Source organism: Nisaea nitritireducens (assembly GCF_014904795.1).
Classification (GTDB): Bacteria; Pseudomonadota; Alphaproteobacteria; order Thalassobaculales; family Thalassobaculaceae; genus Nisaea; species Nisaea nitritireducens.
This window is the reverse complement of the sequence record NZ_JACZFS010000010.1, coordinates 159,248-173,331: the sequence shown is the minus strand read 5'-3', so window position 1 is coordinate 173,331 and position 14,084 is coordinate 159,248. Positions and strand designations below refer to the sequence as shown.

Genomic DNA, 14,084 nt, shown 5'->3' with positions numbered 1-14,084 from the left:
GTTCAAAAGAACATTTGCAGGCGCCGGCAGGGGGATTTGTCCGGATCAGCGTCATGGAGTGGCCAGCAGCATCCCTTGCTCGCCATCTCAACGAGGCACGCGGCCGGTCTTGCCATTGAACTGTTGGCCTCAGAGCGAACGGAAGCTTTGCACAACGGGAAACAGAGATCGCTGTTCGCTCGTGATCCCCTGATCGGTCAGTTCAATTCCAGAAACTTTCTTGGACTTCAGCCGGCCGTGGGCCCTCAGGAGTGATCACGCTCACTTTGGTACCGGCATCCCAGTGCGTGACATGGACCATGCCGATCGCGACATTCGTCTTGAAGTCCGGCGACCATACTGCCGAACTCACGCGTCCGACTGTCCTGCCATTTGCCTTAATCGGCCAGAAAAACTCACAGACAGGAACAGGATCACCTTCAATGGAAAGTGGTCGAATTTGTTGAACCGGACCTTCCTTTGCCACTCTCAGGAGAGCATCCCGCCCGATACACCCGATTGCACTTTGCGTATTACAGAACCGCCCTAATCCGCATTCGTGCGGAGTGTTGTCGTCGGTCATGTCATTTCCGTAGGAAAGAAGTCCGCTCTCGATACGCTCGATCACATTTGGGCATCCGGCATGAACATCCAGATCTCTCCCAGCCTCCATCAGGGCATTCCATAGAGGCATTCCCATATCGGAACCATCGACATAAATCTCGAAACCGCCTTGTTTCGAATATCCCGAACGGGCAACGACCATGTCCCGTCCCTTGAATTCAAAGTGGCCGAAGCGGAAAAAACGGATCCGGCGGATAGAGTCGCCAAAGACCCGGGCCATCAGGTCCTCTGCTTTTGGCCCTTGAACCGCCAGCGGAGAAACATCGGGTTCGTCGACCAACACATCAAGACGGTACCCGTAGGCCAGCCCTTTCACCCAATAGAGCAAATCGCTGTCCGCGATGGATATCCACCACCTGTTTTCACTTAGCTTGAGCAATACCGGGTCATTCAGCATGCCTCCGGTCTCATCCACGATCGGTATGTAAGAACACTGGCCCGGCAACATGCTTCTCAAGTCGCGGGGGGTAAGCATTTGCACCAGACGACCGGAATCGGGGCCGCGGATCTCTACCTGCCGCTCACACGAGACGTCCCAGACCTGCACGGCTTCCTTGAGATGGCGATAGTCTTCCTCTACTGACCGGAACACGGTTGGCAGCAACATATGATTATAAACCGTGTACGCGCGGACACCGGCCTGTTCAACACCATCTGAGAAAGGCGTGCGGCGCAATCTGCGTGACACCGAAAGAAAAGGAATCCCCATGGAACAGCGCCTTGACATTATGTAGCCGAGTAATTCCTTTTACTTGCTCCGGCGCCATAAATACTTTCTTTGAGGCGACATAATTCAGTAAACACACAACAAAACGTGCAATTTCGACCATATTCTTATTCTGTGTTTTACCGTCAAGAAAAAACCAATAGAAGCCATCTCGACGTGGAAATAGCCCTCCCGTTGAGAGAACCACAACCCCTGGAAACTCCGGCCTCTGATCAGCTTTCCGCCTAGGCTTCTGCGTAGCACCCGCTTTCAATTTCATCGATCAGGCTTGGCCCGTTCGGCGCCCAGCCGAGTTCGGCTCGAGCCCGTACGGCCCGCACCCGGCTGTTTGACCCCATTGTGTCGTTTGCCGGCCCCTCACCCCAATGCCCCGCCGCTTCGGCCAGGGTCATTTCCATGGTGCCGTCGCCATAGCCAAGCATTTTGCCGATCGCCGCGCAGACGTCGCACATCGCGTTCTCTCCATTTTCGGCATAGAAGAACGAGCCGGCAGGCGCGTCCTTGAGTGCGAGAAGGTAAAGATCCGCAAGATCGCGAATATGGACATTCGACCAGACATTTGTTCCGGGTCCAATATGCCGCGCCGCGCCGGATTGACGCGCCAGATCGATCAGCCAGGGCACCTGCATGCTGTCCGGATTGGTGCCCAGGCCTTCTCCATAAATCAGACTGGGGGCGATAATCACGGCACGGACACCGTTTTCAGCTGACGCCAATATGTCCCGGTTCAGAGCAACCCGCGCGGCACGTGCCGGAGACGGCTCAATCGGTGTATTTTCTTCGAACACAGCCTCGCCATATCGCCCTTCGTCGCGCCGACCGACGATGCTCGATCCGCTTGTATGGATAAAGATCTTGCCGCTCCCCGAGAGCGCATCTAACAGGGCCTCGGCTGCGGGCCGATGATCGGCACTCGCCGCATTAATGACGGCATCAGCGGCCATTGCCTCGCGCTTCAAGAGAGCGCTGTCGTCGAGGCTGCCGATAACCGGCTCGATACCTTTCGCCCGGACTAGGTCTGCCTTTTCCTCTGTCCGCACCAAACCGCGAACGCTATGGCCGTGCTCGACATACCGGGCTGCAACCGAACCGCCGATATACCCGCTCGCTCCAGTAAGAAAGATATTCATTCGATCCTCCCAAAAGCCGTTTTTTTTATTTTTAGGCGCTCATGGCTCCGGGGCTACCCGAAGATATCAAACATGCCGGTAGCGCTATGATGCGGCTGCACCATTAAACGTGCTGGGCGACGAGGAAAACAGCCGGCAAGTTGCGAACAATCCGGTTCCGTATTTTCAAAATTGGCCAAATAAAAAAACGCGGCACAAGGCCGCGTTTTTCCGTCTGAGATATTTGGTCGCGTTAACGCTTGGAGAACTGGAAGCTCCGGCGCGCTTTCGCCTTACCGTATTTCTTACGCTCGACCACACGCGGGTCACGGGTCAGGAAGCCGACCTTCTTCAGCGGCGGGCGCAGGCCCGGCTCGAAGTAGGTCAGGGCCTTGGAGATACCGTGACGCACGGCACCGGCCTGACCGGAGAGGCCACCACCTGTTACGGTCGCGTAGACATCGAACTGGTCTTTGCGGTCCGCAACGGTGAACGGCTGGTTGATGATCATGCGCAGCACCGGACGGGCGAAGTACACGCTGTCTTCACGGCCGTTCACGACGATCTTGCCGGTACCCGGCTTGATCCAGACGCGGGCGATCGCGTTCTTCCGCTTGCCGGTGGCATAGGCCCGGCCGTACTGGTCCAGCTTCGGCTCAGCCTTCGCGGCCTCTTCCACAGCATCCTGCTTCAGAGCCTCGAGCGCTTCCATGCCTGCGCCTTCGTTGGTCGCTTCGGTCTCAACGGACATGGCTTACCTCTTGTTCTTCGGGTTCATCGAGGCAACGTCCAGCACTTCGGGCTGCTGCGCCTCATGCGGATGCTCGGTGCCGGAATAGATACGCAGGTTGCGCATCTGCTCACGCGCGAGCGGGCCACGGCTGATCATCCGCTGAACGGCCTTCTCGAGCACCCGTTCCGGATGCTTGCCGTCCAGGATCTTGTCCATGGTGCGGGACTTGATGCCGCCCGGATAACCGGTGTGCCAGTAAAAGGTCTTGTCGGTCCGCTTGTTGCCGGTGAGCTTCACCTTTTCAGCATTGATCACGACGATGTTGTCGCCACAATCCATGTGCGGGGTAAAGGTCGGCTTATGCTTGCCGCGCAGGTAGTTTGCGAGAACGGTCGCGAGGCGGCCCAGGATCATGCCTTCGGCATCAACGATCCACCACTTCTTCTCGATCTCGCTCGGTTTAGCCGAGTAAGTACGCATCTCTTTAACCATCCAGTGATGCTGCGAAATCCAATAGCCGCACGAAGGCCGGAGCCCCCTGCAGCGGTTGGCGTAAAATACGGATGCGCATTGTTAAGTCAAGCGCGAAAAAGCGCGTTTTTTCAATAGCTTTACAATAACGGTATTATATTACCGCATACGTAAGTCGTTTTATAACAGGATGAAAGACTTAACGTCGGTCAACGCCGGGCCGAAACTTCATCGACGCAACAAGCGATCCCTCCGGCGAAACCGCCCGTATCCCAGTGCCAGCGACGCCTTTCGCGTCCAGATTGATGGCATCGATACAATGCGTGACAGGCTCCACACAAAAGAACGGCTTGCCTTCCGGCGTAAACAGAATGACGTGAGAAAGCGTCTCGCTGGCGTCAATTTCAAGGCTTAACCCAGCACCCCGCCACTTTACCAGTGCGTGTCCGCTCCAGCTTCCGAAACCGGTATCAAGTCCACGCGGCAACTTCCGCCCGTTTGAGCCGGAAAAGTCGAGATCTCCGGGAACAGCCTCCGGACCAGCCGGAAGTACACCGTCAACCGCAGGCCAGATTGACCCAAAGGACGTCGCCAATACGGGACCGTCGCGCCATGGCAGATAGGGATGATGACCAAGCCCGCCCGGCATGTCCTTTGTTCCGGTATTCTCCAGCTCCAGTGAAACACTGAGCGCGCCATCCACCAGATCGAAAACCTGCCGCGCCCGATAGGGAAAGGGCCAATCCTCTCCTGGATAGGTATAGGACAACGCGGCACGCGTCTCGGAGACGTCACCCACATCCCAAGGTACCGAACGGCCATGGCCATGAATGGCGTGAGGGGCGTTCTTCTCCGAAGCGGCAATCCGGTGCTCTTCACCATCCCACGTGAAGCGTCCGTCCCGGATCCGGTTGGAGAATGGCACCAGAGGGAAGCTGCCCCACGCAGTCGATCCGCTGTCAGCGTCACCAGGTTTCGGCTGCGGCACGAACCAGTCCGTCCGCTCCCCGCCGGTCTCACTCCAGAAAGCGGAGATGCGACCGCCCGAATCCGGCAATATCTCTACATTCAGACCTCTAGCAGAAAGCCGGATAACAGCTTCTGCGCTCATTCGGGGTCTCGCGGCGGTATGGAATAGGTCGCGGTCACGTGACAGACCGGATCGTCTTCCTCGCCTGCGCTGAACAAGGTGACTTCGCCATAGGCCAGCCGCTTGCCGCATTTCAGCAAACGGCCCTCCGCGACCAGATCCGCCGGCTTCGGGCGACGCAGGAAATTGGCATTCAGGCTGGTGGTTACAGCGAGTTTCACAATCCCGATGCGCGATAGCACACAGGCATAAACCACGACATCCGCCAGTCCCATCATCACCGGTCCGCTGACCGTGCCGCCAGGGCGCAGGAAATCCTCCTGATAGGGCAGCACCGCCCGTGCCGTCCCGTCACCGATATCCTCGAACCGCACGCCGTACTGGCCGACAGCGGGCACTTCGTCCCGCGCGATCCGGTCCATTTCGGCATTGCTTAACTTCGTCATTCACCCTCCCCTCGGCGCATATTACCGATATTGTTGTGTTCATACGGTATTTTACGCGCCAGCATGTGCGGATAAAAACTAGGATAGAGGCCCATGAGCAGTCATCTCTTTTCCCCGATCAGTTTTCGCGATCTGACCCTCGATAACCGCATCGCCGTTTCCGCCATGTGCCAGTATGCGTCCGAGAACGGGTCCGCAAATGACTGGCACCTGATGCATTACGGAAACCTGGCCATGGGCGCCGGCGGGCTGCTGATCACAGAGGCAACCCATGTTTCCCCTGAAGGGCGGATCTCACCAAATTGCCTCGGCCTCTATTCCGACGAGAACGAAGCGACTGTTAAGCGCTTCGTCGATTTCTGCAAAAAGTACGGAACCGCAAAGCTCGGCATCCAGATCGGCCATTCCGGCCGCAAGGGCTCGACCAACCCTCCGGGCAAGGGCGGCAAGCCCGTCGCGGAGAGCGACGGCCGCTGGCAGACCGTTGGCCCCTCGCCGATTGGCTATGCCGACTGGCCGGCCCCGCTTGAGCTCGACGATGCCGGTCTGGCAAAAGTCAAAGCGGAGTTCGTCGAGAGCACCAAACGGGCGGACCGTGCCGGTTTCGACCTTGCCGAACTGCATGGTGGCCACGGTTACCTGTTGCACCAGTTCGTCTCGCCGCTGAGCAACCAGCGGACGGACGGATATGGCGGCAGTCTCGAGAATCGTCTGCGTTACCCGCTCGAGGTGTTCGAGGCATGTCGTGCCGTCTGGCCCGCCGGAAAACCCTACGCTGTCCGATTCTCCGCGACCGACTGGGTCGATGGCGGTTTCTCACCGGAAGAAGCGGTGGTTTACGCAAAAGAGCTGAAAGCTCTCGGCTGCGATTTTATCGACGTGACGACAGGTGGCCTCGACCCGCGCCAGAAAATCGACGTCAAAGCCGGATACCAGGTGTTCCTGGCCGAAAAGATCAAGAAAGAAGCCGGAATCCCGACCATGGCCGTTGGCATGATTGTCGGAGCACAGCAGGCAGAAAACATTGTCGCCAATGGCGAGGCTGACATGGTCGCCCTGGCCCGCGGCGTGATGGATGATCCGCGCTGGGCCTGGCACGCCGCCCAGGAGCTTGGGGAGAATATTAACTACCCCGCGCAATATGCCCGCTGCGCACCGGATCTCTGGCCGGGAGCCGCTCTGAAGAAGGCTTAGCCGGCCTAGAAATCTCCGTTGCCGCTTCTGAGCCATGCGATAGCGTCTTCCCGGCTGATAAATATCTCGTGCGCGACCGGAGACAGCGCTCCCGCCATGCCGGTATAGGCTTGCAGGAGCAGTCTTTCGTCCGGATTGCTGACCACAATCGCATTCTTGGCCCCGGCACCACGGATTTTGCCAAGTTCCGCGCCTTTTTCCGCGACTGTCTGGAAATTCGAAGCTCTAAAAGAGGAAACACGCGCCCCTAGAAAATTCCAGAGAGCCAATTTTCTAGGGGCGCGCATATGGTGTTCCGAGGAGACGGAGATTATTTCATCGACAGACAAGTCGCCGTGGCCCACGAACTCAACAAGATCGTCATGGTCACAAACTTCTATCGGCAATTCTTGAACTCCCCCGGAAACTTTTCAATAAGTAGAGATCATCAGCCGGCCGGATATCAACCTCGGCTAGGAGCGCTTCTCGACAGGCGCTCCACATTCAATTTCTGAGGAGGCATGCGCATGCAGAATGAAACAAGTCAGATTCGTCGTGTCCTGATGAAGCATGCGGAGCAAGCCTTTATTTTTCAAGAAAAACTGGCCGCTGAATGGCGCAATTTAAATTACTTGGCGGAACCGGATTTCAAGAAAGCCTGCGCTCAGTCCGACGCGCTTGCCGACATTCTGACCGGGCTTGGCTGCTCGGTTGAATGGCTTGGCGCGGACGAAACAGTCGGAATCGATTCCATCTATGTGCGCGACAATGCAATCGCCTCCGACAAAGGGCTCGTGCTCTGCCGAATGGGCAAGGAAGCGCGCCGCCCGGAGCCCTCGGCCATGGCACCGGAGCTTGCACGGATTGACGTGCCCATCCTCGGCCAGATCGGCGGTACCGGCAAAATCGAGGGCGGCGACCTGATCTGGCTGGATGGCGACGTCCTGTGTGTCGCCGATGGCTACAGGACCAATGCGGAAGGCGTGCGGCAGCTAACGGACTATCTCGGTGATGCAGTCTCGGAAGTGATCACCGTCCCACTACCCCATTGGAATGGGCCCGATGATGTGTTGCACCTGATGTCCTTCATCAGCCCGGTCGCGCCGGACCTGGCTGTGGTCTATTCCCGGATGATGCCGGTCTTTTTCCGCAACTGGCTGCAGGAACGCGGTATCGCATTGGTCGAGGTGCCGGACGAGGAATATGACAGCATGGCCTGCAACCTGCTGGCCGTGGCGCCGAGGGTCGCAGTGATGTTGGACGGAAATCCGGTGACTCGGCAGCGCCTGGAAAAAGCCGGGGTCGACGTTCATGTCTATGATGGCTCGGAGATTTCAGCGAAAGGATGCGGCGGGCCGACCTGTCTTACCCGGCCGCTGGAACGGGGCTGAGCAGCCCCTTGTCAGCCGGCTTCGCGCGACGGAATGTTAGGGTTTGCGATCCCGAGCAGCCCGGGCAGATCGTTCATATCGTCGAACAGCTCATGCACACCGACGGCGGCAAGCCCTTCCGGCCCATGATCGGCATGATATCCAAAGACCCGCATGCCCGCTGAAATTCCGGCGCGGGCGCCGGTCGGACTGTCCTCGACCACGACGCAGTTCTCTGGCGCCACGCCCATGCGTTCCGCGCAATAAAGGTAGAGATCCGGCTCCGGTTTCGGGATACCGACCATGTCGGCAGAGAAGATACGGCCTTCGAAATGCCGTTTCAGGTTCGTCACGCCAAGCGTGACATCCATCTTTTCGACCGGCCCGTTGCTGCCTACGCAGATCTTCATGCCTGCCTCGGCAAGGACCGTCAGCGCCCGGTCGATCCCCTTAATGGCCCGCAGCTCCTTGCGATAGAGCTTGAACTGCTTGGCGTAGATATTAGGGACCCAGTCTTCGCCCAGCTCCCGGCCAAGCATCGCTTCCACGTCCTTCTGAATGAAGGTGAGCTTGCCGCCGAGAAAACGCTTGAGCGCATCCTCAGCCATGATCTCGACACCGGCTTCCGTCATGGCGGCGGCTATGACCCGGTTTGCGATGGCTTCGCTGGCAACCAGCACACCGTCGCAATCAAAGATAACGAGTTCGCATTTCATGCCATCGGTATAGCAGCCAGAGACGTGCTGCGTCACCAAATGTATCGAGACAATTTTGCGCGCGAAGCCCTAAAGGCAGGCGCACAATTCTGATCAAAAATTAAGCAGAGCCGCTTTCTGCTTGCAGAACAGGCAACGGCCATTAGTCTTCCGGCCTGAGGGGTACGGGGGTACCCGCATCGATAACTTACTTTCAGGGGGAAAGACTCTTCATGACACATATCCGGAGGCTCGCCTCCCTCGGCTTCACCACTGCCGCCGCCTTCGGGTTCGGCATCGGTGAAGCCCGGGCGGCAGATGCTTTGAGCAGCGGGGACACAGCCTGGATTCTGACGGCGACCGCACTCGTGCTGTTTATGACCTTGCCCGGTCTGGCGCTTTTCTATGGTGGGCTTGTGCGCGCCCGAAACGTGCTGTCCGTTCTGATGCATTGTTTTGCCGTTGCCTGTGTGGCCTCGATCGCCTGGCTTGTCGTGGTCTACAGCCTCGCCTTTGACGATGGCGGAGCGCATCAGGAATGGATCGGCGGCCTCGGGAAGGTATTCCTGGATGGTGTCGGCACAGAGAGTCTCTCGGGCACAATTCCCGAGACCGTCTTCTTCATGTTCCAGATGACATTCGCGATTATCACCCCTGCCCTCATTGTCGGCGCCTATCCGGAACGCATTCGCTTCGGCGCGGTCGTGGCCTTCAGCCTCGTATGGCTGGTTCTGGTCTATGCGCCGGCCTGTCACTGGGTCTGGGGCGGCGGTTGGCTCGCCGATATGGGCGTGCTCGACTTCGCAGGCGGGATCGTCGTGCATGTCACGGCAGGTGTTTCAGCACTGGTCCTCGCCATCGTCCTCGGCCCGCGCCGTGGTTTCCCGCATGAAATCCGCCCGCCGCACAGCCCCGGCATGACGGTGACCGGCGCCGCGATGCTGTGGGTCGGGTGGTTCGGCTTCAATGCAGGCTCAGCCCTGGCCGCGGACGGAAATGCGGGAATGGCCATGACCGTCACTCATATATCCGCGGCGGTTGCTTCTCTTGTCTGGGCAGTCACCGAATACTTCCGCTTCGGGAAACCGAGCGTGATCGGCATCGTCACCGGCATGGTCGCAGGTCTTGCCGCGATTACCCCTGCCGCCGGGTTCGTCGGACCGATGGGAGCTGTCGTTATTGGTATCATTTCCGGTTTCGTCTGCCAGTGGTTCACGACCTGGATCAAGTTCAAGATCAAGATCGACGATTCTCTCGATGTCTTTGCTGTCCACGGCGTCGGCGGCATTTTGGGAACGCTGCTCGTTGCCGTCTTCGCTGTACCGGATTTCGGAGGCCTCGGACTCGCCGAAGGCGTTACGATTACGGACCAGCTGCAGGTGCAGGTGATCGGCATTCTGTCCGTCGCTGTCTGGTCCGGTGTGATAACCTGGGTAATTGCCCAGATTATTTCCCGGACAATCGGTCTGCGTGTCAGTGAAGAGAGCGAGATCGAAGGCCTTGATATCATCGCGCATGGTGAGCGCGGCTACGACCTAACCTGAGGAGACCGGTGATGAAGATGATTATCGCGATAGTGAAACCACATCGCCTGGATGGAGTCCGCACGGCCCTGCAGGAGATTGGTGTTCACGGAATGACCACAGAAGAGGTCAAGGGGTATGGTCGTCAGGGCGGTCACAGCGAGATTTACCGCGGCGCCGAATACACGGTGAGCTTCGTTCCGAAAGTGAAGATCGAAGTCGTCACCAGCGATGCACTCATGGAGCCTGCTGTCGAGGCCATCGCCCAGGCCGCGAAGACAGGTAAAATCGGCGACGGAAAGATCTTTGTGCTCGATGTTGCAAAGGCCGTCCGCGTCCGCACCGGCGAACAGGGCGACGACGCGCTCTAAGCTGCGGCACTATCACACATGGAAAAGGCCGGGACACTCCCGGCCTTTTTTGCTTTCATACGTTAACCATCAATCTGGATTGACCGGTTAACGCCGTCCGGCCGGACCCGGCCTCATCGCATGAACAGCAACATCACTCCCTCGCCCGCCGACAGCGGGCCTAGCTTTCTGGAAGCCTTTACCCCGAAGCTGATCACCACCCTGCGCGAGGGCTACGGGCTTGCGAACTTGCGCGCGGACGCCATTGCCGGTCTCACCGTCGCCATCGTTGCCCTGCCGCTCTCCATGGCCATCGCCATCGCTTCCGGCGCTTCTCCCGCACAGGGGCTCTATACGGCTATTTTCGGCGGCTTTCTGGTCTCCGCGCTTGGCGGCAGCCGTTTCCAGATCGGCGGGCCCGCAGGGGCCTTCATCGTGCTGGTGGCCGCCACGGTCCATACCCACGGCATGGACGGGCTGATCCTTGCCACCATGCTTTCCGGGCTGATACTGGCGGCCATCGGTCTGCTGCAACTTGGCACCTACATCAAGTTCATCCCCTATCCCGTGACGGTCGGTTTCACCGCCGGTATCGCCGTCATCATCTTTGCCAGTCAGATCAAGGATCTGCTCGGCCTGACCCTGTCCGGGCCAGAGCCGGGACCGTTGCTGGAGAAATTACCCGCGCTCTGGGCCGACCTGCCGACCGCGGAGCCGGTCACCATCGGCATGGCGGCTGCAACCATCGCGGTGATCGCCGGTCTCAAGCATTTCCGCCCGCATTGGCCCGGCATGCTAATCGCAGTTGCCGGCGCCGGACTCGCAACCAGTCTGCTCGACCTTCCGGTCTCCACCATCACGTCCAGGTTTGGCGGCGTGCCCGGCAGTCTGCCCCTGCCATCCCTACCATCCGTGGACTCCGCGAAGATCCTGGCCGTTCTGCCAAACGCAATTGCCTTTGCCCTGCTCGGGTCTATCGAGTCCCTGCTGTCCGCAGTCGTGGCGGACGGCATGACGGGACGGCGACACCGCTCCAACTGCGAGTTGGTGGCGCAAGGCGTGGCCAATGTCGTGTCGGGCCTGTTTTCCGGGATCTGCGTCACCGGCACCATCGCCCGGACGGCAACCAATGTCAGAGCCGGCGCCCACGGCCCGGTTGCCGGCATGCTGCATGCGCTGTTTCTGCTGGTCTTTATTCTCGTCGCGGCCCCGCTCGCCGGTTTCATCCCGCTCGCCAGTCTTGCAGGGGTTTTGGCGCTGGTGGCCTGGAACATGGTCGAGAAGCATGCCTTTATCACCCTGCTCCGGGCCTCCCGGGGGGATGCGGCCGTCCTGCTGGCGACTTTCCTACTGACCATTTTCCGGGATCTGACAGAAGCCATCATCGTCGGCTTTGCCCTGGGATCCGTCCTGTTCATTCACCGCATGTCCAAGACCACGGCCATCGAAACCCAGCGCCCGTTCGTGATGGAAGATGAGGCCGACCGCTCCGACCGCCCCCGCGCACCCTATGAGGAGGATGCGGAGAACGATCCCGAGATCGTTGTCTATCGTATTTCAGGAGTGTTCTTTTTTGGCGCCGCCGCCTCCATCGGATCGGTACTCGACCGTATCGCCGACACGCACCGGGCATTGATCATCGATTTCAGCGCCGTGCCATTTGTCGACTCTACAGCTGCGAACACGATCGAAGTGCTCGCACACAAAGCCGGCCGGCGGGGTGTTTCCGTTTATCTCACTGGAGCGGTCCCGGAGTCCCGCCGCGACCTTGTCGCGCACGGCCTCCGGCCTCCCCTGGTACATTACTCCGACAGCATTGAAAGCGCCGTCCGCGAAGCCAGAGCGGAGGAGCGTCGCTAGGCGACGCTCCATAACGTGCACGCACTCTAGAGAGACGCTGCGAACGTCATGATTTCGGCTGCGAATTCTTCCGGCCGCTCTGCCGGGATCAGATGGCCCGCATTATCGAACACGACATGGGATTTCTTCGCGATCCGGGCTTCTAGTTCTGCAATATCAGCCTCGATACGGAACACCCGGTCATGTTCGCCCGTCATCAGCAGCACGGGAACGTCAAGCTTCTCGTATGGGAAGTCCCAGTCCGTGCTGACCGAGCCCTTCATCAGCTCATAAAGACCATCTCCGTCCTTCATGCCCTGGTAATCGCCCTGCAGCAGGGTCGGCCGCATCTTCGCCAGCTGCTCCGGGTTGACCAGCATCGGCAGATTGGCCTCCATGATGAGCTGCCCGCCGCCTGTCGCCGCCATGCGGACCATCGCGCTGTTGATCCATTCCAGCCTGAGGCTTGGCTTGCGAAGGGTATTGATCAGGACCAGCCCTTCTGCGGCGGCACCCTTCAGATATGCCTGGGCGGCAAACAGGCCGCCGATGGACAGTCCGGCGAGAATCGTACGTGGCGGCGCCACGTGATCCACGATCCGCTTCAGATCATCGACAATGGTCGGCGGGCCGAGATCGGCCTCCGGGGTAAAAGTGCTGTCCGCCTGCCCCCGGAAATTATAGACCAGCGTGCCGTATCCAGCGGCCCTGAGGGCCGGACCAATACTATCGACTTCCCACATCCCGGTATTGCCGGTCAGCGCATTCACGAAGACGAATGTCTGCCCCTTCGCGCCCGGCGCCTGATACTCATAGTAGAGACTGTTGCCGGGGCTTATTTCCAGATTGGCCATTTAGTCCTCCCATCCATAATTTTTTGACGACTATAGGCTGAGAGTCCCGACGCGGCCAGCCGATGCATGGATAATCATCCTTGCTGCACCGCACAAAATGCGAAAACATGTAAGCACTCCTGACCTAGTTCTTCCCCATTTGGCATCGGCCATTCATGGAAATCCTGATCGACATCGTGTTGCCGATTTTCGGCACGCTGTTTATTGCCTATCTCGCGGCCCGAACCGGTTTGTTTCCGACCAAGGCGACCGAGGGTCTGGCGACCTTTGTCTTCACATTCGCCGTCCCCTCCCTGCTGTTCGACAACGTCAGCCGCCACCCCTTGCCAGATCCAATCGAGTGGGAGTTGCTGATCTCATTTTTCGGCACCGCCTACCTGATCTGGCTCGCAGGCATGTTGCTTTCGCGTTGGCTGTTCCGGCGGGACTTCGCGCATGCGTCGCTTGCTGGCATGACGGCGGCCTTCGGCAATACCATGCTCGGCCTCCCGCTGGTGCTGACCACCTTTGGCGAAGCCGGCTCGATCCCGATTTTCCTGATTATTGCTTTCCATTCCTGGCAGTTCTTCGCCCTCGCAACGATCCTGCTGGAAGGCAGCCGAAGGCAGAATGGCGCCCTCAAGGCCCTGCCCTGGACGATCGCCAAGAGCCTCGCCACCAATCCCATTCTGGTCGGACTCCTGCTTGGGCTGGCGTGCAACATTTTCACCGTTCCGGTGCCGAAACCTGTCGCAGACATTACCGGTTTTCTGGGGCGCGCCGCCCTGCCCTGTGCCGTCTTCGTCATGGGCGCTTCGCTCGCCAAATTCCGCATTACCGGCGCTATAGGGGAAGCCGTCGCGGGCAGCCTGCTGAAGCTGATTGCCTTCCCGGCGATAACCTATCTCGCAGCCACCTATATCTTCACGATAGAGCCGCTCTGGCGGGACGTAGCGGTGGTCATGGCCTCGCTGCCGGTCGGCATCAATGTCTATCTGTTCGCGGACCGTTATGAAGCGGGTGCGCCCGCAGCAGCGACGTCGATGCTGCTGTCGACATTTCTCTCGTTCGGCACAATTGCGACCGTTCTCACCCTGCTGGAAGTGAGATAGGCACCAGCAT

Annotated in this window: 15 protein-coding genes; 6 read left to right on the top strand and 9 right to left on the bottom strand. The window is 59.0% G+C overall.

The genetic code is table 11. The features are described 5' to 3' along the window. Window positions 1–202: 202 nt before the first annotated feature. The 6 genes from IG629_RS04185 to IG629_RS04160 form a co-directional block, all read right to left on the bottom strand. Window positions 203–1,312, bottom strand: coding sequence for a dimethylsulfoniopropionate demethylase (locus tag IG629_RS04185; protein ID WP_193170722.1), 1,110 nt, complete (start codon window positions 1,310–1,312; stop codon window positions 203–205). A 242-nt stretch (window positions 1,313–1,554) separates the two neighbouring features. Continuing rightward, entirely contained in the window at window positions 1,555–2,460 is a 906-nt protein-coding gene (locus IG629_RS04180; protein ID WP_193170721.1) for an NAD-dependent epimerase/dehydratase family protein, read from the bottom strand. A gap of 232 nt (window positions 2,461–2,692) precedes the next feature. Continuing rightward, on the bottom strand, window positions 2,693–3,151 hold the full coding sequence (gene rpsI / locus IG629_RS04175; protein ID WP_226886445.1) for a 30S ribosomal protein S9: 459 nt from the start codon (window positions 3,149–3,151) through the stop codon (window positions 2,693–2,695). A gap of 42 nt (window positions 3,152–3,193) precedes the next feature. Then, a complete protein-coding gene (gene rplM / locus IG629_RS04170; RefSeq protein ID WP_193170719.1) occupies window positions 3,194–3,652 on the bottom strand; it encodes a 50S ribosomal protein L13 in 459 nt (152 codons plus the stop codon). A 190-nt stretch (window positions 3,653–3,842) separates the two neighbouring features. Further along, complete coding sequence (locus IG629_RS04165) at window positions 3,843–4,754, bottom strand: aldose 1-epimerase (RefSeq protein ID WP_193170718.1); 912 nt, start codon at window positions 4,752–4,754, stop codon at window positions 3,843–3,845. After that, on the bottom strand, window positions 4,751–5,179 hold the full coding sequence (locus IG629_RS04160) for a PaaI family thioesterase (RefSeq protein WP_193170717.1): 429 nt from the start codon (window positions 5,177–5,179) through the stop codon (window positions 4,751–4,753). The genes IG629_RS04165 and IG629_RS04160 overlap by 4 nt, the downstream gene beginning before the upstream one ends. Before the next feature lie 93 nt (window positions 5,180–5,272). Between IG629_RS04160 and IG629_RS04155 the strand changes: the two genes are divergently transcribed. Beyond that, window positions 5,273–6,373 carry an NADH:flavin oxidoreductase/NADH oxidase gene (locus IG629_RS04155; protein WP_193170716.1) on the top strand — a complete coding sequence of 367 codons (1,101 nt, stop codon included), beginning with the start codon at window positions 5,273–5,275 and terminating at the stop codon, window positions 6,371–6,373. Between the two features lie 5 nt (window positions 6,374–6,378). Here IG629_RS04155 and IG629_RS04150 read toward each other — a convergent pair whose 3' ends face one another. Next, window positions 6,379–6,660 (bottom strand): hypothetical protein, encoded by a 282-nt coding sequence (locus IG629_RS04150; protein WP_193170715.1) that lies wholly within the window; start codon window positions 6,658–6,660, stop codon window positions 6,379–6,381. 219 nt (window positions 6,661–6,879) lie between these two features. Here IG629_RS04150 and IG629_RS04145 point away from each other — a divergent pair, with 219 nt between their 5' ends. Beyond that, on the top strand, window positions 6,880–7,743 hold the full coding sequence (locus tag IG629_RS04145; protein ID WP_226886431.1) for a dimethylarginine dimethylaminohydrolase family protein: 864 nt from the start codon (window positions 6,880–6,882) through the stop codon (window positions 7,741–7,743). 11 nt (window positions 7,744–7,754) lie between these two features. Here IG629_RS04145 and IG629_RS04140 read toward each other — a convergent pair whose 3' ends face one another. Then, window positions 7,755–8,474 (bottom strand): HAD family hydrolase, encoded by a 720-nt coding sequence (locus IG629_RS04140; RefSeq protein ID WP_193170713.1) that lies wholly within the window; start codon window positions 8,472–8,474, stop codon window positions 7,755–7,757. 176 nt (window positions 8,475–8,650) lie between these two features. On the opposite strand from IG629_RS04140, the gene IG629_RS04135 reads away from it, so the two are divergent. From IG629_RS04135 to IG629_RS04125, 3 genes are all read left to right on the top strand, one after another. Then, window positions 8,651–9,961 (top strand): ammonium transporter, encoded by a 1,311-nt coding sequence (locus IG629_RS04135; protein ID WP_193170712.1) that lies wholly within the window; start codon window positions 8,651–8,653, stop codon window positions 9,959–9,961. Between the two features lie 11 nt (window positions 9,962–9,972). Further along, window positions 9,973–10,311, top strand: a complete 339-nt coding sequence (locus IG629_RS04130; protein ID WP_193170711.1) for a P-II family nitrogen regulator — start codon at window positions 9,973–9,975, stop codon at window positions 10,309–10,311. Between the two features lie 120 nt (window positions 10,312–10,431). After that, entirely contained in the window at window positions 10,432–12,150 is a 1,719-nt protein-coding gene (locus tag IG629_RS04125; protein ID WP_193170710.1) for a SulP family inorganic anion transporter, read from the top strand. A gap of 26 nt (window positions 12,151–12,176) precedes the next feature. Here IG629_RS04125 and IG629_RS04120 read toward each other — a convergent pair whose 3' ends face one another. Continuing rightward, window positions 12,177–12,983 (bottom strand): alpha/beta fold hydrolase, encoded by an 807-nt coding sequence (locus IG629_RS04120; protein ID WP_193170709.1) that lies wholly within the window; start codon window positions 12,981–12,983, stop codon window positions 12,177–12,179. Between the two features lie 155 nt (window positions 12,984–13,138). Between IG629_RS04120 and IG629_RS04115 the strand changes: the two genes are divergently transcribed. After that, window positions 13,139–14,074 carry an AEC family transporter gene (locus IG629_RS04115; protein WP_193170708.1) on the top strand — a complete coding sequence of 312 codons (936 nt, stop codon included), beginning with the start codon at window positions 13,139–13,141 and terminating at the stop codon, window positions 14,072–14,074. The last annotated feature ends 10 nt before the right edge of the window (window positions 14,075–14,084 follow it).